The organism is Planctobacterium sp. AWM4_229, from assembly GCF_056160305.1.
Window position 1 is genome coordinate 485,169 of record NZ_JBSWWX010000004.1, and the last position, 21,037, is coordinate 506,205.

At 44.5% G+C, this 21,037-nt stretch carries 21 protein-coding genes and 1 tRNA gene; 10 read left to right on the forward strand and 12 right to left on the reverse strand.

The window, feature by feature from the left end:
* Positions 1-6 precede the first annotated feature (6 nt).
* The 3 genes from ACXAGP_RS11410 to ACXAGP_RS11420 all read left to right on the forward strand — a co-directional run bounded on the left by ACXAGP_RS11410 (position 7) and on the right by ACXAGP_RS11420 (position 1,986).
* Positions 7-279: an oxidative damage protection protein gene (locus ACXAGP_RS11410; protein WP_338294163.1), complete on the forward strand. Its 273-nt coding sequence runs from the start codon at positions 7-9 to the stop codon at positions 277-279.
* A gap of 179 nt (positions 280-458) precedes the next feature.
* Positions 459-534, forward strand: a tRNA-Phe gene (locus tag ACXAGP_RS11415).
* An 831-nt stretch (positions 535-1,365) separates the two neighbouring features.
* Positions 1,366-1,986, forward strand: a complete 621-nt coding sequence (locus tag ACXAGP_RS11420; protein WP_475261481.1) for an aspartyl/asparaginyl beta-hydroxylase domain-containing protein — start codon at positions 1,366-1,368, stop codon at positions 1,984-1,986.
* A 48-nt stretch (positions 1,987-2,034) separates the two neighbouring features.
* On the opposite strand, the gene ACXAGP_RS11425 is transcribed toward ACXAGP_RS11420, so the two are convergent.
* The 4 genes from ACXAGP_RS11425 to ACXAGP_RS11440 all read right to left on the reverse strand — a co-directional run bounded on the left by ACXAGP_RS11425 (position 2,035) and on the right by ACXAGP_RS11440 (position 6,369).
* On the reverse strand, positions 2,035-2,496 hold the full coding sequence (locus ACXAGP_RS11425) for a nuclear transport factor 2-like protein (protein WP_475261483.1): 462 nt from the start codon (positions 2,494-2,496) through the stop codon (positions 2,035-2,037).
* A gap of 205 nt (positions 2,497-2,701) precedes the next feature.
* Complete coding sequence (locus tag ACXAGP_RS11430; protein WP_475261485.1) at positions 2,702-3,196, reverse strand: (2Fe-2S)-binding protein; 495 nt, start codon at positions 3,194-3,196, stop codon at positions 2,702-2,704.
* 26 nt (positions 3,197-3,222) lie between these two features.
* A complete protein-coding gene (locus ACXAGP_RS11435; protein WP_475261554.1) occupies positions 3,223-5,496 on the reverse strand; it encodes a xanthine dehydrogenase family protein molybdopterin-binding subunit in 2,274 nt (757 codons plus the stop codon).
* Positions 5,497-5,643: 147 nt separating this feature from the next.
* Complete coding sequence (locus ACXAGP_RS11440) at positions 5,644-6,369, reverse strand: hypothetical protein (RefSeq protein WP_475261487.1); 726 nt, start codon at positions 6,367-6,369, stop codon at positions 5,644-5,646.
* A gap of 936 nt (positions 6,370-7,305) precedes the next feature.
* Between ACXAGP_RS11440 and ACXAGP_RS11445 the strand changes: the two genes are divergently transcribed.
* The 4 genes from ACXAGP_RS11445 to ACXAGP_RS11460 all read left to right on the forward strand — a co-directional run bounded on the left by ACXAGP_RS11445 (position 7,306) and on the right by ACXAGP_RS11460 (position 10,581).
* On the forward strand, positions 7,306-7,953 hold the full coding sequence (locus ACXAGP_RS11445; protein WP_475261488.1) for a DUF4760 domain-containing protein: 648 nt from the start codon (positions 7,306-7,308) through the stop codon (positions 7,951-7,953).
* Between the two features lie 199 nt (positions 7,954-8,152).
* The gene (locus tag ACXAGP_RS11450; RefSeq protein WP_338294158.1) at positions 8,153-8,485 is read left to right on the forward strand and encodes a DUF3392 family protein; all 333 of its coding nucleotides are present in this window, start codon (positions 8,153-8,155) and stop codon (positions 8,483-8,485) included.
* A gap of 94 nt (positions 8,486-8,579) precedes the next feature.
* A complete protein-coding gene (locus tag ACXAGP_RS11455; RefSeq protein WP_475261489.1) occupies positions 8,580-9,062 on the forward strand; it encodes a YehS family protein in 483 nt (160 codons plus the stop codon).
* A 757-nt stretch (positions 9,063-9,819) separates the two neighbouring features.
* A complete protein-coding gene (locus tag ACXAGP_RS11460; RefSeq protein ID WP_475261491.1) occupies positions 9,820-10,581 on the forward strand; it encodes a hypothetical protein in 762 nt (253 codons plus the stop codon).
* A gap of 360 nt (positions 10,582-10,941) precedes the next feature.
* Here ACXAGP_RS11460 and ACXAGP_RS11465 read toward each other — a convergent pair whose 3' ends face one another.
* The 4 genes from ACXAGP_RS11465 to ACXAGP_RS11480 form a co-directional block, all read right to left on the reverse strand.
* The gene (locus ACXAGP_RS11465; protein WP_475261492.1) at positions 10,942-12,423 is read right to left on the reverse strand and encodes an SO2930 family diheme c-type cytochrome; all 1,482 of its coding nucleotides are present in this window, start codon (positions 12,421-12,423) and stop codon (positions 10,942-10,944) included.
* A 15-nt stretch (positions 12,424-12,438) separates the two neighbouring features.
* Positions 12,439-14,223, reverse strand: a complete 1,785-nt coding sequence (locus ACXAGP_RS11470) for a parallel beta-helix domain-containing protein (RefSeq protein WP_475261494.1) — start codon at positions 14,221-14,223, stop codon at positions 12,439-12,441.
* 396 nt (positions 14,224-14,619) lie between these two features.
* Positions 14,620-15,624: a helix-turn-helix domain-containing protein gene (locus tag ACXAGP_RS11475; protein WP_475261496.1), complete on the reverse strand. Its 1,005-nt coding sequence runs from the start codon at positions 15,622-15,624 to the stop codon at positions 14,620-14,622.
* A 112-nt stretch (positions 15,625-15,736) separates the two neighbouring features.
* Positions 15,737-16,147 (reverse strand): hypothetical protein, encoded by a 411-nt coding sequence (locus ACXAGP_RS11480; RefSeq protein WP_475261497.1) that lies wholly within the window; start codon positions 16,145-16,147, stop codon positions 15,737-15,739.
* On the opposite strand from ACXAGP_RS11480, the gene ACXAGP_RS11485 reads away from it, so the two are divergent.
* On the forward strand, positions 16,146-16,322 hold the full coding sequence (locus tag ACXAGP_RS11485) for a hypothetical protein (RefSeq protein ID WP_475261498.1): 177 nt from the start codon (positions 16,146-16,148) through the stop codon (positions 16,320-16,322). The two genes, ACXAGP_RS11480 and ACXAGP_RS11485, sit on opposite strands and share 2 nt — an antisense overlap.
* A 29-nt stretch (positions 16,323-16,351) precedes the next feature.
* Here ACXAGP_RS11485 and ACXAGP_RS11490 read toward each other — a convergent pair whose 3' ends face one another.
* Positions 16,352-17,665 carry a hypothetical protein gene (locus ACXAGP_RS11490; RefSeq protein WP_475261499.1) on the reverse strand — a complete coding sequence of 438 codons (1,314 nt, stop codon included), beginning with the start codon at positions 17,663-17,665 and terminating at the stop codon, positions 16,352-16,354.
* Positions 17,666-17,911: 246 nt separating this feature from the next.
* Positions 17,912-18,814, reverse strand: a complete 903-nt coding sequence (locus tag ACXAGP_RS11495; RefSeq protein ID WP_475261500.1) for a LysR substrate-binding domain-containing protein — start codon at positions 18,812-18,814, stop codon at positions 17,912-17,914.
* A 140-nt stretch (positions 18,815-18,954) separates the two neighbouring features.
* Here ACXAGP_RS11495 and ACXAGP_RS11500 point away from each other — a divergent pair, with 140 nt between their 5' ends.
* The gene (locus tag ACXAGP_RS11500) at positions 18,955-19,839 is read left to right on the forward strand and encodes a pirin family protein (RefSeq protein ID WP_475261501.1); all 885 of its coding nucleotides are present in this window, start codon (positions 18,955-18,957) and stop codon (positions 19,837-19,839) included.
* Positions 19,840-20,034: 195 nt separating this feature from the next.
* Positions 20,035-20,610, forward strand: coding sequence for a flavodoxin family protein (locus tag ACXAGP_RS11505; RefSeq protein ID WP_475261502.1), 576 nt, complete (start codon positions 20,035-20,037; stop codon positions 20,608-20,610).
* A 4-nt stretch (positions 20,611-20,614) separates the two neighbouring features.
* Here the strand turns inward: ACXAGP_RS11505 and ACXAGP_RS11510 are convergent, their stop codons facing one another.
* Both ACXAGP_RS11510 and ACXAGP_RS11515 read right to left on the reverse strand, forming a co-directional pair.
* Positions 20,615-20,776: a hypothetical protein gene (locus tag ACXAGP_RS11510; RefSeq protein ID WP_475261503.1), complete on the reverse strand. Its 162-nt coding sequence runs from the start codon at positions 20,774-20,776 to the stop codon at positions 20,615-20,617.
* Positions 20,777-20,920: a hypothetical protein gene (locus ACXAGP_RS11515; RefSeq protein ID WP_475261504.1), complete on the reverse strand. Its 144-nt coding sequence runs from the start codon at positions 20,918-20,920 to the stop codon at positions 20,777-20,779.
* Between the last annotated feature and the right edge of the window lie 117 nt (positions 20,921-21,037).

A 21,037-nucleotide genomic window follows, 5' to 3' on the forward strand; every position in this document is an offset into this window, starting at 1 on the left:
GTCGTTATGAGTCGTACCGTATTTTGTCAGCGTCTGCAAAAAGAAGCCCCCGGTTTGGATTTTCAGCTTTACCCAGGGGAATTGGGCAAGAAGATCTTCGACAACATTAGTAAAGAAGCCTTTAGCGAATGGCAAAAGAAACAAACCATGCTAATTAATGAGCACAAGCTCAATATGATGGATGCCAACGCGCGTTCTTTTCTGGAACAGCAAATGACGGCTTATTTATTTGAAGGTAAAGAGCCAACAATTGAAGGTTATACTCCGCCCAAGAGCTAAATTTGCCGTAAAAGTAAACGTTTCGCTGCTTTTATCGGCACTCGGCACACAAACTCTGTTTTTTTACAAAAAAGAGTTGACTTGGGGGGCCGAAATCCGTTTAATACGCACCCGCAGCAAGTGACAGACATGTTACAAACTGCGGATTCAGAGAACGATTCAAGTTCTCGATGGTGTACGCCCAGATAGCTCAGTCGGTAGAGCAGGGGATTGAAAATCCCCGTGTCGGTGGTTCGATTCCGCCTCTGGGCACCATTTCCCTTATCTCTTATATCAAGCTTGTAAATTTCCCATTTTTCAAATTTAAATATTACGCCTTAGATCCGTGTTGTTTTTACACGAGATAAGGGAAATGGTGACCAGTAGCTCTCACGGCTGCGCTGTTCGATTACAAAATACATCCCTATATTTTGCCCTTCGGGCCATGCTGCGCATGTTGAACAATGCTCCCGGCATTGTTGCTCCGCCTCTGGTGGTTGTTTAAATATCGAGCGAAGATGGAAGATGGTGACCAGTGTGTCTCACGGCTGCGCCGTTCGATTGTAAATTTCGTCCTTGAAATTTATCGCTTCGCGACCATCCTTCGGATGTCCAAGATTTGCTCCTGCAATCTTGTCCGCCTCTTTCGGCACCCTGTTGTTTTTGCATGAGATAAGGGAAATGGTGACCAGTGCGTCTCACGGCTGCGCTGTTCGATTGTAAATTTTGTCCTTGAAATTTATCGCTTCGCGACCATCCTTCGGATGTCCAAGATTTGCTCCTGCAATCTTGTCCGCCTCTTCAGGCACTCTGTTGTTTTTGCATGAGATCTGGGAAATGGTGACCAGTGCATCTCTCGGCTGCGCCGTTCGATTGTCAATTTCGTCCCTGAAATTTATTGCTTCGCGACCATCCTTCGGATGTCCAAGATTTGCACCTCAAATCCTTTATAAATACATCCAATGCTCGAGAGATAACAAAGTTCCAGACGTTTTAAGGGGGGACTACCTTAGCCCTTTATTTGAAAAATAATTACCAAATACATTTTGGTATGTACTCTATGGTGTGCTTTACTCTAGTAAATAACTATATCCAAGACAAAGTAGCATGTCTGAACAAATGAATAGTCTCCCCGAACAATCCACAGAATTTGAGTTTGACCGTTGCAAGTTGGCAATGAGTTATGACGTAGCAAAACTGCAGCAAGACGCGGTCAATATTGTGAGCCGCTATCAACCCTTCTATGTTCATTATAATGTTGTGCCCTTGACTATGCCGGGAGTGCGGAAGGCAGATGATAATATTGAACAGGAAAGTAAAAACGATTTTTCGGATCCGAAATGGACTATCTGGGAAGAAACAGAATTCTTGCAAAGCAGTCCTTATTTTAAAGAAGTTTTGAGTTCACTGGAATGTGAAAAGACCAATATCAGATTAATGAGATTGGCACCCGGTGCCTTCCTCAATGAACACTGTGACCCTCAACTAGACCTTAAGTTTCGTAAGCAGATACGTTTGCACGTGCCTATTTTTACGAACGAATCCGTGGAATTTTTGTTAAATAAAAAAGTGGTGCCGTTGCAACCGGGTGACTTATGGTATTTGAAACTCAGCGATCCTCATTCGGTTGTTAATTACGGTCAAACCGAGAGAATTCAATTGAGTATTGACGTTGTGGTAAACGAATGGATTGAAAACATGATACTAGGTGGCGAATGGCTAAAATAAATGGGGCACACAGAGTTAAATTAATTAACCTCAAGGCCCCTTATATTCTTACCAATACTCTCTTATAAGAGAAATTTTGTCTCCGGTGTAACCGAACAGGGCAAACATCTTCATATCGGGCTGCCATGTTCCGTCTTCCTTGCGCAATCCATGGGAATACTCCACCGCTGCATGGGTTTTGCCGTAGATCACGTTTAAAATTCGGATTTCGTTCTCGGGGCCGTTCTGGTAGGCCCCTTTTTTAAGCTGTCGGGCAAAGGCTTCTGCCCAGGTTTTTTTATCGAAATCAGCACCGTATTCGATGTGTTCATATTTAACGCTGTCATGCATCAGGCTGATTAAGTTATCAATATCTTGCTGTGTAGAACCTCGTTTTGCAACGCGATCCAGCGCCTGAAAGTACTTTTCTGCTTGCTGCAACATGCAGGCATTGTCGCAATCCGTGGCATTTGCAGATAATGCGAACATCAATAGCAGGATGCCAGAGAGTGATTTGATTTTCGATATCATATTGTTGTTTGTTGTACGCTTTAAAATTGGTGAGCAAGCATTGTCTGGCTTAGAAAAGATTACAACAGCAGCTGAGATGAGTGGTTAACAATATCAGGTGAACAACAGCTCAGTGGTGCAAGCAAGGAGCAGTGCTCCTGATACACTGCTCCTTCAATAATAGCGCTACACATTCCTTTTGTTTCGGAACCTTGATTATCCAGATTTAACTGACTTCTTTGGCAAGCTCAAAGTTTTGCTTTGCCAGTTTATCAGCCGCCAGATGAATGGCTTTTCTTATCCGGGTGTAAGTACCGCAGCGACAGATATTGGTCATCTGTGTATCTATATCGGATTCGCTGGGGTTGGGGTTCTTCTGCAACAAAGACGCCGCCGCCATGATTTGCCCTGCCTGACAATAACCACATTGTGGCACATCTACCTGCATCCAGGCTTCCTGTACCGGGTGTAATTCATCGGCATGTGCCAAACCTTCTATGGTGGTAATTTGCGCACCATTCAGGTGTTCAATCTTCAGCAAACAGGATCGGGTTGCCTCACCATTAAAATGCACGGTACAGGCACCACATTGCCCAATACCACAGCCAAATTTAGTGCCTTTTAGTCCTGCGTTTTCTCTTATGAACCATAAAAGCGGCATGTCTGCCAGTTCTTCCGAGACGGAAATCGGTTTGTTGTTAAGGGTAAATTGAATAGTCATCTTGTTCTCTTTTCCAACTGGTTGCGCTAAACAGACATTTGCTCTGCAATGGGAAGTTTGCGAATGCGTTTGCCACTGGCGGCGAAGATGGCATTACACAATGCTGCCGCAGCGGGAGCGGTGGGCGGCTCACCTACGCCTGTAGGTGGATAGTCATTGCTGATAATGCTCACCGGAATATCTCTCGGCGCGTGCAGCATGCGCATAAAGGGCAGGGTGTCGAAATTGTTATTCTGCACTGTGCCATTTACCACATTCACCTTGTTAAACAGGGTGGCGTTTAACCCGTCAATAAATCCCCCTTCCATTTGATTGCGTATATGGTTGGGGTTAATGGCAAAACCACAATCAATGGCTCCCCAGGCGTTAACGATATTCAAATGGTTATCCTCTACCTTCACTTCCACCACAAAGGCTGCGTAGCTACCAAAGGTAAAGTGTCCCGCCACACCCAAGCCATGGCCTTTCGGTCTTGGTTTATGCCACTGTGCCAGCCGTGCGGCTTCTTCATAACATTTGGCCATGCGCCCCGAATCAATTACGTCTCCTCCCCAGCCTTCGTAGGCATATTCTTTGTGGGGTTTCAGCATATCAAGGCGGTACTGCAGAGGATCTATGCCAGCATCCAGGGCGAGTTCGTCGGTCATGGACTCGCAGGCAAAAGTCCACTGCATATGAGCCGGGCCGCGCCAAGGACCAGTTGGGATCTTGGATAGCTCAGTAAAGTGTTCCGACTGAAAATTGGGGATCAGGTGGTTGGGAAAGCAGTCATCTCTGGCACCGCCACGAGTTTGTGCTTGTCGATGCAACCAGGCCGTGGGTTTACCCTCTTTATTGTTGCCAGCCATAATGCGCATTACATAAGCCGGAGCAAAGTAATCATGGGTGATTTCGTCTTCCCGCGTCCAGGTCACTTTTACCGGGTGTTTCAGGGTTTTTGACAGGTAAATGGCTTCTCGCACAAAGTCTCTTTCGAAGCGGCGTCCAAAACCACCGCCCATGCGCTTGCTGATCACTTCAACTTTCAGAGCATCTATTCCGGTATTTTGCTCAACTTCTTCGGCCACGATATTAGGAAATTGATGACCTGTCACAATGGTGGCATCGTGCTCTCTGATATCTGCGATACAGTTGAACGGCTCCATGCAAGCATGAGCGAATAACGGTGTTTCGTACACCTGAGCCAGGTGGGGATTGTTGGCAAGCCAGGCTCGGGCATCACCGGATTTTTTGCGTTCAGTGGCCGCTTTGTCGCTGTTTACCAGCTCGTTAAACTGTTGTGATTGCAGCTCGGAATCTTGCCCCTGGTAATGCTCATTAACATGCCATTGCACGTTTAAGGCATCTCTGGCTTTCATGGCGGACCATAAATTATCAGCGAGCACGGCTACGCCGTTAGCGACTACTTGCTTATCGTCGTCGTTCCAGTATTTGCCCATCATTCTGGGTATTTCAATAACGGCTTTTACGCCCGGCACTTTAAGTGCTGCTTGTTTGTCGTAAGCTTTGATATCCCCACCGATTTGCGGTGCCCGTGCAATTACCGCCTGCAATGCACCGGGGTAATCCATATCAATGCCAAACGTGGGCTGCCCGGTAACAATATCTTTTAAATCAATGGTACGGGTGTCTTTGCCCATTATGTGATATTGCGACTTGTCTTTAAGCTGTAATTCGCTCTTATCTACCTGCTGCAAAGCTGCTTTGTCTGCAAGTGCGCCATAGCTCAGGCGTGCGCCGGTTTCAGGGTTGATTACGTAACTCGCTCTGGTTTGCAATTTAGCCATTTGAGCAGGAGACAAGCGCCATTGACTGGCGGCTTCTTTGACCAACATCTGCCGAACGGTTGCGCCAGCTTCTCGCATATATTGCCAATTTCGCCGCACGGCGTGGCTGCCACCGGTACCCATATCAGAATATTGGTAACCCACAGCTCCTTCGTCGTTTTTATTTAACCAGGCAGGGCAGTCCTTCGTAAACTCAATAAGATCCCAGTCCAGATCCATTTCATCGGCCAAAATCATCGGGCCGGTGGTTTTCATGTGCTGCCCCATATCCATAACGGGGGAAGACATCAACACACTGTTGTCTTTGTTGATGGTGACATAAACACACCAGTCAGACCCGGCCTTTTCCGCTTCAGCGGCCACCAGGGGTAAGTGCGGTACTACCGCCAATGCCATACCTGAACCGGCTAATGACTTAATAAACCAGCGTCGGTTTTGATTAAAGTTTTCCATTCGAACGCATCTGCACCTGTATTGAAAATGGTGCCTATAGCATCTGATGATTCTTTGCAGACTGCGATGTCAGTAAACGACAATAATCGGTCACTTACCGAATCGGGTTAAATGACCGGGGTTCAGATAAGGCTAGTGCTGGGGGTTGGTGATTGGAGAATAAGATTGTTCAAATAAAACGGCACTGATTCTTTTTGCTCTTAAGCTTTAAGCAGGTTCTGGAGCCTTTCCCCATAAGAAATAAGCGATTTTGGAACTTAGCAAATCAGTTAAATACATTATTTCACTTGAAGTGAGATGAATAGGTTCTGCATCTGCAATAAAAACTAAAAAAGATGATTCGTCTTGTGATGTCCTATAACTTGCAACTGGCTTACCTTTAATAAAGGAAACCTGATTTTTACCCGGAGAGTCTAATGCCAATGTTAGATTTTTAATGTCATGCAGGTCCAATTCAATTAATATTTCATCAAACGCTAGCAGAAATATTTCACCTTTTATTTCTGCCTTAATTTTCTCATAAGTCGGATTGAGCAAAGTGAACTGATATAGCAGGGACTTGGCCCTGTTGAATACGGTAATTAGTTCACTTGCTTGTTTGGAGTTATCAAGAGAAACATGAACAATATTGTTTCGAGTCTTTCGCGCTTCATGAATTTCCTTGATCATATTCTTCCAGCTTGCACCATCTACCCCAACTGGCGGGTAATCTTCTATCGCATCAATTAATTGTGATAAGTTTTCTCGATTAGAGACCTTTCCAACATTTGCTTCGTAATATTCTTTGATGGATTTTTCCAAACTTACACACGCGACGACCAAATCCTCATATGTGACTATCCCATAGCCTGGAAGATCAACATGTGTGTTTTCATTAAACTTTTTAATCCTACGGTGGCGTTTGTCAAATTGCTTTAAGAATCTCTTAAGCATTAATAATCCAGTGATTTAAAAATTACTAAATGAATGATGGCTGACTGATTAATATGCTATCAAATAGAAATATGTTAATAAACAGTGCCCTTAAGGGGGAGGGAAATTGTGACTGATGAATAGAATGGAAAGAAAGGTTTTATGACAAGGAAACTGCTGCTTTAGTCGTTTCTATCATTGCCTTATTTATAACTGCATGGGGCCGTAGATTACATTTAGTATTCAGATTTCGTTCTCGGGAGCGTTCTGGTAATCCCCTTTAAAAAGCTGCCGGGTAAATACTTCTGTCTGGATTTTTAAATTGAAATACGCACTGTATCAGCTTTGTTCATATTTAACACTGTCATGTATCAGTGAGACCTGGTCATCAATATTGTGCTAGGTAAATTTACTCTTGGCTATGCTATCCAACGCCAGAAATTTCGTTTCTGATTTAATGTAAATGCAGGCAATTTCGCAATTTTCGGCCTCCGCCGACTAGGAGATCATCAATAGAAGGCTGACACACAGTGATTCGAGTTTCGATATTATGTTGTCGTTTTTTGTTCGCTATAAAAATTGGTGGGTAAGCACTGGCGGTCTCGGAAAAAATTTCAACAGCAGCTGAGATGAGTGGTTTTTTATTTCAGATTTTCAGTGTGTCTGCCCCCCTGAAATAATTGAAATTTGGGAGGTGGATTAATTAATTTTCGTTGTATGGTTTTAATTTTTCTGGTGTTAAAAAGGTGAAGCTATTTTAAGTATTAATGAAAATGAGAAGATTAAGCATTTCTTAAAGTGAAAAATGAACTTGTCAAAGTGAAAGTTTTGTATGGTAAATTAATGGGATATTTGATAGAACAAGCACTGTGCAAGATTGACAGTCTACACCATAGGAAAACGCACCGCTCGCCATATATAGATTGTTCCATGCCCAAGAGCTACTAAGGACTAATAATGGAAGAACTAGTTAAAATCATTGTCGCGATAAGGCCATACCTTGAAGCATTGTATTTCATTTCTGGGTTGGTAGTCGCGGTAGCGGCTTTGTACGCACTAAAGCAAATCCCCGTCTTAAAAAAGACACTAAAAATACAATCAAGGAGAGATGCGTTAAGGATAACAGCTGAACAGTGCAACTATTATTGTGAAACGATAATCCCGCTGCAAGACGCATTAGATGACTCCATAAAAGAGAACAAAGTTAAATACTTCGAAGGATGGAGCATTTCAGTAGACAAAGAAAGTATCTCTGTTTCCAGGAAAGAACCTCCCAATGATGATGGGATTGAAAGTATTATTGATGAACTCAGTGTGGTTAATAACATGGAGTCGTTTGCTACATTTTTCACCTCTGGGGTCGGTGATGAAAAAGTAGCATACGATACAGTTGGAAGGACTTTTCTTTTCTCAGCATCCAAATTGATGCCATGGATCATCACAGTCAGAAAAGAAGGGCACTATAAAAATTTAACAGAACTTTTCTTACGCTGGGAAAAACGAAGGATTAATGAAGTGCTTATGTCTAAAAAGAAAGATTTAGAGGAAAAACTCACAATGACGAATGACTCTGTCGCTATACCCCTAGGAACTGAAGATACATAACAATAGTATCAAATTCGTAGCTGCTCGACAGGTACTAACCACACCCGGCCAGTAGCTACGTTTATGAAACCTAATGAAATCAAAAGGGTCAGTTTCGCTGGAATTAAACCCTAAGGCTCGCTAACGGGATCCCCCTGATTCCCTCTCCCCTCCTTTTCCATTAAGATCTCCGAAAGAAAAAAATAACTAAGAGAAATTGATGGACTGGCTCTGGTCTTTAAATTCTGAACTATCCAACTGGTTTTGGTCGTATCGCAACATTATTGTGACATCGTGGGTGGCGGTGTTGTTGGTGCTTTACGGCGATAACATTAATAAAAGTTTGAAGCGTTTGATGCGCCCCTATCATTATGTTGTACGTATTTTGGCGTTTGTGCTGTTGTGTTCGGTTGGCTACAGTATTCTGGCCAATTATGGGGAGGTATTGATTAATCATACTTTACAGTTACCTGAGCGGCGCTGGTTTGCGGTAATAGTGATAGGTGTTTATTTTGTTTTGGGCGGCTTGGCGGAGAGTAAACATCAGGCCTGATGCCGTTAATTTGTTTGGTTGTGCCTGATTACGCCATTAACTCGGCGTAATCAGGTATACTGTCTGCACTTCACTTTTATCATTGATTTTTGCCATGCTATTAAATGACATTTTCCGCCGTCTTCGTTTTGCTCTGAGTCTGGATAACAAGGCTACCATCGCTATTTTTAAGCTGGTGGACCATGATCTGGATGAAGCTTATCTGATGAATATGATGAAAAAAGAAGATGAGTCCGGCTTTTTACCTTGCCGGGACAAAACCTTGTGTTTATTTCTCGATGCTTTAATTGTCAAAAATCGCGGTAAGCAGGAAGGTGGTCCAGCGCCGGGACTTATGGCCGGCCAACGCCTAAGTAACAATGATATTCTGCGTAAGATTAAAATCGCTCAGTCTTACCAGCAGGAAGATATGATGAAGATCCTGCAACTGGCGAATTTTAAAATCGGCAAAAGTGAGTTAAGTGCGCTGTTCAGAAAACCCGACCATCGTAGTTATCGAGCCTGCGGTGATCAGTTACTGCGTAACTTTTTACAGGGTATGGTGAAAAAGCATCGGCCGGATGCTGGTGTTCATTAACAAAGATTATAAAGGAGAAAAGGAATTTTAATTCAAAATATATTTGTGAATGCTGAGTGTATAAAAAAACTATTCAATATTTAACTAATCATTAAATTGTAGGAGATATCTTACATAGGGTGCTTTTTATATCACTTAAAGAGTAAAAAAATAGCTTTGTTTTTCATGGGGTTATGCTTTTTAGGTTGTTATTTTTGATAAAAAACAAGCAAAACTCAACACAAATAGTGGATTAGTGTTAACATTATGAATGTGGGGCGTCTCCCACATTATGGTAAGTTTGGGTGTGTTCGGTCCTAGTGAAAATTTCACAGTAGTTTGTAGTAAAGTCAAGAAGTGGTGGGCAGGGATGCAACTAAATTTATTTACAATCAACAACATAACAGGAAATTCCGGAGAAGAAAATGTCTACATCGGCACTGGCGAGTGATCCCGCTAAACCCTACCCACGCACAAAGTATAGACTTAACAAATCAGCACTAATCATATTATTAGCCTTCCTAACAATATACACTTTGTACTCAATACAAAACGCAAACACACATCATGGCATTACTCCTGCGGAGATCCAAGAGCACCAATTACTCGGCAATGGGCCTGATGGCAAAAAACCTCCTAAGGTTAAAAATCCTATCGAAGCTCTATACGAATATTTTGTGGCCTAGAGTTAAAAAATTTTAAATTTCGTATTTATCACGCGTGACCATATCACAATGGTGTGATATGGTTTCCACATGTGAATCATTCTAGAATATAGATGGAACCAAATCAGCTCCTTAGTTGGCTCGTCTCGACTTTAAAATCTTTTTTTGACGGTGAAATCGATACAAAAAACGTAGTCAGTAAGCTAAGTCATCTACTTGGCTATACAGTTTTACTTATCTTTGCGCTAGCAATCGTAAACTTTGTTTTTTATTGGACTATCCCGCTCAACAAACTTATTGGGCCACAAGCAATTGAAATTTATTTTAGGCAAAAAGGAATAGTGGAAGCTGCGAGACCTGTCACTGAAAAAGTTATTCCGAGATGGAAGCTGTATAATCCTGATATCAATAAAAACAATGTTGTTACGAGCGAAACTGCAACTTTAAAAAAGAATGTTGAAGAAATTTTGGCAAAGTTATCGGGATTTGGTCACACTGATTTGAGCGCAGAAATATTCGTATATTATTATTATCACCTAGCTTATCTTCATATCATTCATGCTGATTTAACCAATGAAAATACTGATTTTTATGTCGCTGAAAACTACTTGAGTAGAGCCAAAGAAAAAATTAAGGCAAATAAACAAGATCAAGATTTCATGAAATATATTACGGATGGAAATTATGAAAAGGATATTAATTGGCTTTTGCTCAATACAAAAGCATTCCAATTATCAAGAGTTCATCGAAATAGCATAAGTGAAAAAAAAGTTTCTTTGGAAGTTGATGCGCTGTTGAGTGAAGTCCAAGGTTGCGGGTTTTTGGATACAATTCCACTAAGACATCGTGAACTTAAAGAAACTTTATGTCCCTAATTATAAAATGAGTAAGGTTGTTAAAATTTTTGTTTTGACCTTTATTATGAGACTCACAGCTAAATATCGATAGCTCACTTTCGATAACATTTTAGCTTAGCCATTAGGTAAGTCTGATGGGACTTTGGTGATGTCAAACTACACTATAAACTGAGCCAGTTTAGCACCTGAAAATAAAAGTACTTTCTCTTAATCTAGTTTTTTACTTACCCAAAACATTATCTTCGGAGAAAGGAGACTAACTTTCACCACTCCCTATTGATACTATTTTGCATTTCGCTCGTGTTAACAAATGTCTCTTAAGACAGGCATACAAAAAACTCATATGCCTGTCTGATTAGATTTTATCTTTAAATCCCTTTACCCCTGGCAGGCCGCGTGGTTCATTCTGGTTATCCACTCGCGCACCAGTTCCACCCCTTCCTGGTGAATGGTGGCTCTGCCTAATTCCGGCATTTTATGTCTGGGGTCGGTGGTGTTTACCCTGAACAACAAATACGACTCCTCTGGACTGCCGGGCACAATGTCGTAGGTGTAGTCTTGATGACCACCTGCCACCGGTACCTTGCAAATACCAAACTTGGTTACATCGTCTGTAATGGCTCTTTGATATTCCAACTGCAAGCCGCTGGCACCTGCGGCACCTGCACCATCCTGGCGGTGGCAATGGGCGCAGTTAACATCAAGGTAGGCTTTGGTTAAGTCGATTACCTGAGCATCTTCCAGCGCACTTACATCAACTGAGTCATTAAACGACATGGGGTTTTCTATGTCGGAGAAATCTGGCAATCCCTCTAACAAACCATTGTCCGCCAGGAAACTCAGTTGGTTTTGAATGCCGGAGGCGTATTCGTGATCCATGTTCAGAAAACGCGCTTTCGGGCCGATGGGAATTATCTCAGCGCTATCGCTATCGGATTTAGCGTGACAGCTGGTGCAGGATGCGGCTTTAGGCACCACATAGGTAAACTCAAGGTCAGTATCCTTGTGTGTCACCTGCATGTTATCTACCCGTTTCCCGGCAATAGCCAAGGTGGCGTCTGTGTCATCAGCCCAATAGTAAGGCAATGCTACCCAGCCGTCGGCGCGATGAATCAACAAACGAGTTTCGATGATGGTTTCCTCACCATCGCGCTCGCTGGTATCTGCAGGCATGGCGAAGGTTTTGGTGATCACCGTTCCCACCGGAAAGTTAAATACTTCCGATTGGGTATAAGTCATCTTGCTGTTTTCAGGCAAAAAGATAAAACGATACTTGCTGGCATAATCGGTAAACAAGGCTGTCGAAAGCTCATAGAGTACGCCGTTTTCGTTTGGTTCAGCTGTCGGGTCTTGGGCATTCTGGAACAAGTTGTAGTCGGACAGTTGAGTGCAGTTGTGGTTCATCAGTGCATCCCAGTTGATGCCATTCCCGTTGCTTTCACAATTACCCGTCGAGCCGGTGTTATTGTCCTGATTGTCGCCAATGCCATCACCATCAGTGTCATACCACTCTGTTGGGTCATCGGGAAACGCATCGGCGTTATCACCAACACTGTCGCCGTCAGAGTCCATGGTTTCATTGGGATCATAGGGAAAGGCATCGCCGTTATCCCCTACGCCATCATTGTCCTGGTCCGCCCATTCATTTGGATCATCTGGGAAAGCATCGGCATTATCGCCAACTGCATCGCCATCCCGATTGGAAGTTTCCGTTGCATCACGAGGGAAGGCGTCTGATGTATCAGGCACACCATCACCATCGCTATCCAGCGGAGTAGCAGTGGAATCGCTGCCTCCGCAACCCGCCAATGCAAGCAGCAGTAACATGCTGGCAATCAATTGTATTAGTTTTACATTCATGATTGATTCACCGCTTTAGAAGGAGCAGGCCGGGTCGGCTAAATCATCGCCATTACAACCAAAGGCTTTGTTGTCAAAGGTGGCCACTGCTGCTTCCAATCGCGTTTGAGTGCAGTACAAGCGGGCGGTATTACCGTGAAAGTTTTCGGTGATGAATAGCGGTGGCGGTAAATCGCCCGATGTTGGATCCCATAAACCACTTGTAATTAATGGCACAAGATCAGTTTCCTCTGTCGCGAATACCATACCGATATTGGTTTGGGTAAATTCCTGTGAAGAGGCAAAGGAGTTGGTATCCAGGTTGTTGTTAACACAGATTGCGTCTTGTGCAGTATAAGGCTGATAACTCACTCCGTCAGCAAGCGCATCCGGGTTCATCACGGCCAGAATTTGATCAAAGTCAGCCATCATTCCCTGGCTGATCACGAATTCTCCAACACCATCGTATAAGATGGCAGGCATGGTTTCGCCTGCTCTGTCGGAGATCACGCCAAGCCCTGCCAAAGAAGTGGTCTCGGTGAAGCCGGTGATCATATTCACATCGGGTAATAATGGCGTAATCACCTGTTCCAGCAAAGCACCGCGAGGATTGGCACCGGAGCGTTCAATTTCATTGTTGTGCACGTAAATATTTTTAATGTAAGGCGACCAGCCGTCGATCATGGTTTCTACATAAGAGCCGTTTTCGCCCTCGGGGAAGGTTGGCGAAGGTGTGTATTTGGCAAAGTCTGAATCCCCTACAAAATAGCTGGTAAGCGCAATAGAAATGGTTTCATTGTCTTTAAAGACGTTGTTGTACATTTCCACATCTGATGTGGCATAGATTAGTGCCCCGGTGCCCGGTGGGACGATACCCACGGCGCCATTGCCTACGTTCTCGGCGTTATTAGCAATCATTTGGTTGTTAAAAACACGAATGTTTTTACCATAGGCTTTTTCAAGGCCCGGTAAATCAAATATCAATATTCCGCCGGTATTGCCGATTGCTACATTGTTGTACACATCAGCATGAGAGGAGTTTTCTATCTCTATGCCCGCCACATTGTTTTTGGCGACATTGTTACGCACCACAATGTGTTCCGATTGGCCCACGTAAATACCGGCATCCGCAGAGCCATAGGCATAGTTATTTTCCACAATGACATTGGAGCTTTGCACGGGATAAACACCATAAGCGCCATTGTCTGCTTCTAATGGGCCTTCCCATATGGTGCCGGTATAGTTGAAGTGAATACCATCCACCTTACTGGCTTTAATGGCATTTTTAGGGGATTCATAAACACTGAAATCACGCACTGTGATGGTATTGCCGCCCTCAAAACGGATGGCGTCGTCTGATACGCTATTGGAAAAATCTAATTGCGTTTCGTTGATACCGTAGCCGGTAAGGGTAATGCGTTCTGCATCAAACAGCACAATGCTGTCGTTAACCAGGAAACGTCCTTGCGGTAACACCACTGTATCACCCGCGCTTAAACCAAATGTGGCGGTAACTAAGGCTTCGGTAATATCGGCACCATCTTGCAGTTCGCTGCCGGCGATCTCGCTATATACATCGGCTACATAAATGGCGTCGGCCGGAATTTCAAAATTGCTTGTAGTGAATACGCCGCTGCCGGCATCTGTGCCTGGGGCGCCGGGTACGCCGGGCGAACCGGGAATGCCTTGTGGTCCTTGAGGGCCTTGCTCACCGGGAATGCCTTGGGCGCCATCATCACCACTGCAACCTGCAAGGGTGAGTGCACAGGCGGTGAAAGCCGCAAACAAAGTGCTTCGCGTTCTTAACTCATTTAATAACATGCGTTGTTTCTCCATCACATAAAGTCGTTTTACAGAATTGTTATTGTTGGATGTCTACATGGTCTGAACGCGTTGTGTGCTTGCTAAGCGAGACCCAATGTCAAAAAAAACAGTGCGCCAAAAAACAGTGGCTTCACAAGAGAAGAACAAGTACTAACACTTCGACCATCGAGCCAAGTTAAAGAAAAGGCTGGGGTTGTGCGATGAAAAGCGATGTGCAATAAAATAAACAGCTGTGCAAATTCTTTAAAGCCCATAAGGCATAGGCGATACAGAAGGTTTTTATGATGGGTATTCAGCGCTGAGCTTTTTCTTAAATTTCACAATTTGCACAGTTAAATGATGCAAAGCATCTTGGCAAATCCACTGAATTTTATGTTTTGAACTGAGTAACTACTATTTGTGTTGAGTAGATTTTTGAGCCCGGTAATCCGTTGGATTAAGCCCCTGTATTTCTTTAAATGCGCGATTAAAGGAGCTTAAGGTTCGATAGCCAACATCCAGGGCGATATTCAATATTGGCGCTTCGAGATCACTTACTAATCGCTCGCTGGCGTCTGCTATGCGCAGCTGATTAATGTAATCATTGAAGTTGCGATAACCCAGCGTTTGGTTTATCAGGGAGCGGGTTTTATATTCGGGCAGTTGCAGTTTTTGCGCGAGCATACTCAGCGTTAACTTTTCAGTGCGATAGAAACCCGCGTTCATGATTTCTGTTAATTTGGCCGCTTCAATTTCTTGCAGAGAGGTGCTTTTCTTCTGTTCTTCCTGCGCTGTTTTATCTACTAACGGAACTGCGCCAAGTAGCACGCCTTTTCTTCCTTTCAGCAGAATCATTGCTACGATGAGTGCGGCGACACTGATCAGTGCAGGTAACCAGTTTCGTTCACCATAACCAAAGTTTAAGGTCCAGCTGGCCCAAATCAGAGCCGCACCTACCACGGAAAGAAACGCGCCCCGAAGCTCTCTACGGGAATCCACTAGATCGTCAGACCAATTCACAACAACCACCCAGATACCGTGCAGCATGATCACATATTCAACGTAGACAGGTATCTGTTTAGCTACCAGATAAAGCTGATCTGAGCTGGATATGGAAAAAATGCGAGCTACTATAGGCGCGAAAAAACTGTAAAACGCCAGTGCGCCCCAGAGGGTTTTTACATCAGGGCGGCGAGCAAATACATATTGGCACAGCAGCCAAAACAAGGCGGGTAATGCCCCGGTGAGACTGGCCGTTAACCAGCGCCATTCCGGTGGTACTATGCGATCTAATAAAAATCCGGCTGTGGCAACCAGCAATACCAGAAAGACGCGGGCGGCAGGTACCTTATAGAAATCACGGGTAATTATTACCAGGAGGATAGCCAACAGGCCTAAGCCAAATCCGGTGAGCAGCATAATGCCGGGTCCTGCTTTTTATTGTTATTGATTTGGATTTTTTATAACACAGAAAAAAGGGCAAAACCGTTTTATTTTACTTGGTTCTGCCCTGTTTTATCAGGTGGAGTGGTTAGAGAACGCTGGTCCAATCCTGATAAAGGCGTTGTTGGCTCTCTGTAGGTAACGGGGTTTTAATGATGTAAAACTCGTCAGTAAATTGCGCCAATTCCAGGCCAGCGAAAGACAGGGCTTTTGCCAAATCCAACTTATTGTCGGTTTCCAAAACATGATCTTCAAAGAAGGGCTGGTAATCTTTGCCACTGACTTCTGAGACGATTTGCGCAATATCTTTTATCTCGAATTGCAGTCCTTGTAGTTTAAAGCGCTGGTTGAGCAAGCGCATTACATCATCAAGGCTTTTCTTGCCCTGGGTTTCGTGGCGTATGTTTAAATCTAGTACCAACGCCAGCGTTGCTCCGCCGCCATAAACCTGTAACCAGTTTTTGTGCTTCTGCTGCCCGGCCTGGACCACGGTAAACATGCACCTGCTTAGTGAAGGTTGGCAACTAAATGCAAACCAAAAAGTGACATTGGGTGTTTATGTCGAAAACCTATTTGACCGTGAGTATTACCACAGTAATCCGCGTGGCACATCTCCTTTTCAGTTCATTCAAGCGCCGCGCAATGTGCGCCTGCAAGTTGCTTTGAGCTTTTAACTTCTACTTTGAACCGGGGGTAACAACAACTATTTCTTACCGGGAACGCTCGGTCCTTTGTTCGCTGCCTGTGAGCGCAATACATATTGGCCTTTTAATGAAACACCTTGATGCATATCCCACGTTTGGGCGCCTTTATCCAGTGGGTTAGTGCGTTTTGTTACCGTTTCTACCCCCTGAGATGTAGGACCCATATAACCCACTACCCGGTTGTGTCTGGGTTTGTCTACTGAATCAATGGCGGCTTTGCGTGCGGTGGTTAAGTTGTTCGGATCAATAGCGGCTTTAAGCTGACCAAAGGCTCCCAATGGACGTTTCATTATCTTGTCTACTTCGGCTTTGTTGGCATCATATCTGGCTTTGTAGGAGGGATTATTCAGATCGTTTGACAATGCTCCGGCGAATGTTTCACTGCGCTGTCCGCCCATTTGGTCCAGAGTGTTATCCTGGAATTTTTGCATCAAGTCTGCGCCGCTCTTGTCCAGATTGGTAGCCGTGCCACTGAAGCAGGAATTGGCCCTGATCTGGCTCACCTTGGGTAAATCCATCTTGTTAAGCATACGGCCGACGGCATTGGCGGATACTTTTTCATTGCCGTCAGAATAAATATTGGTGTCTCCTGCGGCACCGTGTCCTTGTACATACACTATTGGGTGCGAGCGTCTTTTATCGACGCCGCTAAAGTTCATCATGGCATTATCCTGAGTGGACCAGGATGCCATCTGAGTATAGGTATTAAAGTTGTTTCGCGCTTCTGCGCCTTTTAACTTATCTTGCGGCCCGAGTTTGCTTAATCGCTCATTGGCCATTTTATTAAAGGCACTTCGCTGGGCCTCATCTTTAAACACCGGGCGCACCATAGGAATATTTCCTGGTGAGACTTTTTGTCCCATCATGGCCTTGTGCTGATTCATTTCGTTTTGCAATTGTGCCGAATCACCAAACCCTCGAAGGTTATTCATCATGTTATTGACGTCATCATGAGGCGATACCATATAACGTTGCTGAGGTAGGGGGGCCTGCAATTTGCCGGATTGAGCCCCACCAAAGGCTTTGATCTGCTTATTGAGCGCAGCGCGAGAATTGCTCACATCAGGTAAGGGATTGACGTTTTTTGCTCCGCCAAAAGCCTTGATCTGGTTATTCAGGGCGTTGCGCGTATTACTCACATCAGGTAATGGGTTAACATTTTTTGCCCCACCGAAACTGCGAATCTGTTGGTTCAAAGCACTGCGCGCCTGACTGACATCCGGTAAGCCATTGCTTCTGGATTGATTCACTGCAGCAGTGGTGGTTTGTGCCCTTGTTGGATGAGAGTTACCTGGTCCGCCTTTATTCGCCATCGCCTGTTGCTGCCATAGTTGAAACAGTTTGTCTGTATACTATGGTCAATAAATTAACCTTTGGCAACCAATAAAGCCAGATTTACACAAATCGAATCATAGAGGATGTCGAAACTTATCAACGTTCAGAGAGCAAAGTGCAGGTTCGTTGAGCCAGGCTACTTTCATAGCTGTCGCTGCATAGCCTGGGTAATTGATCTCGAGCCATTATTTTCCGGATTCACCTACACTACTGCTCCCTGCCTTTCAGGTCACGCTGGCCTGGACCTTTTGCAGCAGATAATCTTTAAGTGCGAGAACGGATGGGGAAGTGCCTTTTCTGGAGGGAGTCAATAGTGTTAGCTCGGCGATTCCGGCGTTCCATTCTGGCAGTACTCTTTGCAATTTGTTTTCAGCCAGTTCTTGCTTGCAGGTATAAGAGGGTAAGGCAACGATGCCCAAACCTTGCTCTGCTGCGTGTTTTAGGGTGCTCATATCGTCGCTGCACAGTCGTGCTGTGATCGGAATAGATGCTTCCTTACCGCTGTCGTGAAGCAATGTCCAGGCGCCTTTTTTAGATTGCCACCCCACCTTGAGAGCTTGTTGTTTTATCAGCTCGATAGGGGATGCGGGCGTGCCTTTTTGCGCCAGATATTCGGGACTTGCAAACAGATGCCATTGCACTGTGGCTAAATGGCGTTGGATTAAGCTTGAATCGGGTAGCGGTGCCATGTGGCCCCTTACTGCGATATCAATCCCGGATTCAATTAAGTTTACCGGCTGATTTGAAACATGCTGCTGCACCAAAACTTGTGGATTCTCAAGCATAAAATCAACCAGAATCTGCTGCAGTGCAAATTGCGCAACACCCACTGAGCAGCTCAGATTAACACTGCCCGAAAGTTCTTTTTGATTGAGCTTTACAGCCGCTTCTGCCTGCTCCATCTCATCCACCAGGCTTCTGGCATGTCTGTAAAAAGTCTGGCCAATCTCGGTTATGGCGAATTGCCTTGAGGTACGCTGGATAAGCTGCACCTGCAGTCTCTCTTCCAGGCTTTTTATATGACGACTCAGTCTGGATTTGGGGATGTCCAGTGTCACAGCGGCGGCTGAAAACCCTTTTTTCTCCACAACGTGCACAAAATAGTAATAGTCGTTTAGATCAATCAATGCCCGGTGCCTCAGTGAAAATCATCAATTTCTTTCATTATAGTTCCAAAAATAGAACAAAGGGTTCGTTTTTTGTCTGTTTACTGAGCGATTGTTCCATTGCTATCTTGAATTTGTGCCAAAACAAGAGGGGAGCACTAATGAACACAGCAATCAAACAGGCTACTTTGCAAAGCGAAACCAACAGTATTGAATTTTCAAAAGTTACCCATGGCAATCCTATGAAAATCAGAGATGGTTTCAACGCTTTGGGTTTTCGCCATTCATCTTTTGACGGTTTAATGGATCCTCTGATTATGGTGGATCACTACACCATGACCAGGCCCACATTTGGAGCCCATCCGCATGCTGGCCTTTCAGCCGTGTCTTTGTTATTTGAAGACAGTATTGGCAAATTTCACAATCGCGATTCACTGGGCAATGACTTTGATTTGTTACCGGGAGATCTTTACTGGCTAAATTCTGGCAGTGGGGTGGTTCACGATGAGGCCCCCAGAGATGGCGCTAAGATCCATGGTTTGCAGGTGTTTGTGAACTTGCCAAAAGCGCTCAAGCACTCAGATTCAAAATCTAATTTGGTCAGAGCTACACAAATGCCGTTGTTAACGGGACCTGATTACCGTGTGCGCATTGCTATCGGCGAATCAAACGGCGTTAAAGGTGAAACCATGTCACCTAACAACCTGACCATTTTGGACGGAAAACTATTTGCAGCTGCAAACTTTGTGCATCAGCCCCAGTTCAATGAGCAAAGCTGGGTTTACGCAGTAGCAGGCAGTATTGATATCGCTATCGGTGGCCGAATTGTCACCTTGGAGTCAGGTCAGGCTGTTGCGCTTAAGTCAGCTGGGCAAGCCATTAGCGTTATCAATACCGGGCAAGATGAAGCTCACTTTGTTTTGTTTTCAGGCGTAGCCATAGGCGAGAGTTTCTTTCAACGAGGACCTTTTGTCATGAGCTCAGAAGAAGAGCTGGATAGGGTGCAACGCGACTACGAAAACGGTTTATTGGGTACATTAAAATGAACCCTTTAAAAAGCACTTTACCTCAAGCTAGGTTGAGGTTTTAAAGTGCGAGCCGATGAAGGTGTTGACCGTTATGGTAACCCTATAAGAGTCGGGGAGGCTCAACACCCTATTTAGCTGCTTTCAAGGGACTAAATCCTGATGTCAGTTTAAGTTAATTGTCGGTTTTAACGTTTTACACAGGAGTATTTCACAATGATAAGAGTGGGGATCGTCTATTTTTCAACAACAGACCTTACGGGCAAATTGGCCAGAGCGGTGTGCCAGGAGTTGGAGGCGCAAAGTATCCAGGTTATTGCTCATCAAATCATCGGCGCTGAGATTGTGGAAGGGCGTTTTATTAATCATGATCTCATGGGAGAGCTACATACTTGTGACGCCATAATATTCGCTTCCCCCACTTATATGGGTAATGTCGCGGCTCAATTCAAAGCCTTTGCTGACGCCACCAGTGATTTTTGGGAAAGCCAAACTTGGGCAGACAAGATTGCGGCAGGCATTACTTCTGGCACCGGGTTGAATGGTGATCAGACTTCCACTTTACAATATTTTTCTACCCTTGCCAGTCAGCATGGAATGATATGGCTGGGGCTGGATGCGCCTTTTAGTGATCGGGAAAAAAATGTGAATAGATTGGGTTGCCAGTTAGGCGTTACCGCACATAGTCTTGATGGCCAGGTAAACGAAACCGACTTGAGAAGCGCTAAGTTCCTCGCCAATCGAGTGATTGCGACTGCCAGTAAACTGGTCTCTACCGCCCCCTTGCGCTAACCGCTTATTCTTTAGTTAATGCTTTGCTATCCATTACCACAATTGTGGCAAATATATTGCCGACGATAGCCTCATCAATAATGCTCGCAATCGCAAAAGGGGCGAGGTTGCCACTAAGGCATTCCGTCGTGCCCAAGGCCGCCAAACCCAAAAACGTAACCACCACTTAAATACAAAGGTTTCTTCTGGCGATGAAGGATGCCAGTCCCAATTTGTTGATAAAAGTATCAGCTCTTAAAAAGAAGGTAATGGTTGAGTACACCATCAATAACGATGTTGCAGTAACTACCGTTTTGTATTGAGAGCGCATTTTGGTGTCCTGAGGCTCGTTGACTTGTTAATTGCGATCGCGGTTCATAATTAATCAAATTCCTCCACATCCTTTCTCGCCTTCGGAAAATTATCTTTCTTGTGTATTGTGATAAAT

Coding starts and splice junctions, on each gene's coding strand:
- ACXAGP_RS11410 (WP_338294163.1), top strand. CDS start 7: ATGAGTCGTACCGTATTTTGTCAGCGTCTGCAAAAAGAAGCCCCCGGT.
- ACXAGP_RS11420 (WP_475261481.1), top strand. CDS start 1,366: ATGTCTGAACAAATGAATAGTCTCCCCGAACAATCCACAGAATTTGAG.
- ACXAGP_RS11425 (WP_475261483.1), bottom strand. CDS start 2,496: ATGATATCGAAAATCAAATCACTCTCTGGCATCCTGCTATTGATGTTC.
- ACXAGP_RS11430 (WP_475261485.1), bottom strand. CDS start 3,196: ATGACTATTCAATTTACCCTTAACAACAAACCGATTTCCGTCTCGGAA.
- ACXAGP_RS11440 (WP_475261487.1), bottom strand. CDS start 6,369: ATGCTTAAGAGATTCTTAAAGCAATTTGACAAACGCCACCGTAGGATT.
- ACXAGP_RS11445 (WP_475261488.1), top strand. CDS start 7,306: ATGGAAGAACTAGTTAAAATCATTGTCGCGATAAGGCCATACCTTGAA.
- ACXAGP_RS11450 (WP_338294158.1), top strand. CDS start 8,153: ATGGACTGGCTCTGGTCTTTAAATTCTGAACTATCCAACTGGTTTTGG.
- ACXAGP_RS11455 (WP_475261489.1), top strand. CDS start 8,580: ATGCTATTAAATGACATTTTCCGCCGTCTTCGTTTTGCTCTGAGTCTG.
- ACXAGP_RS11460 (WP_475261491.1), top strand. CDS start 9,820: ATGGAACCAAATCAGCTCCTTAGTTGGCTCGTCTCGACTTTAAAATCT.
- ACXAGP_RS11465 (WP_475261492.1), bottom strand. CDS start 12,423: ATGAATGTAAAACTAATACAATTGATTGCCAGCATGTTACTGCTGCTT.
- ACXAGP_RS11470 (WP_475261494.1), bottom strand. CDS start 14,223: ATGTTATTAAATGAGTTAAGAACGCGAAGCACTTTGTTTGCGGCTTTC.
- ACXAGP_RS11475 (WP_475261496.1), bottom strand. CDS start 15,624: ATGCTGCTCACCGGATTTGGCTTAGGCCTGTTGGCTATCCTCCTGGTA.
- ACXAGP_RS11485 (WP_475261498.1), top strand. CDS start 16,146: ATGCACCTGCTTAGTGAAGGTTGGCAACTAAATGCAAACCAAAAAGTG.
- ACXAGP_RS11480 (WP_475261497.1), bottom strand. CDS start 16,147: ATGTTTACCGTGGTCCAGGCCGGGCAGCAGAAGCACAAAAACTGGTTA.
- ACXAGP_RS11490 (WP_475261499.1), bottom strand. CDS start 17,665: ATGGCGAATAAAGGCGGACCAGGTAACTCTCATCCAACAAGGGCACAA.
- ACXAGP_RS11500 (WP_475261501.1), top strand. CDS start 18,955: ATGAACACAGCAATCAAACAGGCTACTTTGCAAAGCGAAACCAACAGT.
- ACXAGP_RS11505 (WP_475261502.1), top strand. CDS start 20,035: ATGATAAGAGTGGGGATCGTCTATTTTTCAACAACAGACCTTACGGGC.
- ACXAGP_RS11515 (WP_475261504.1), bottom strand. CDS start 20,920: ATGCGCTCTCAATACAAAACGGTAGTTACTGCAACATCGTTATTGATG.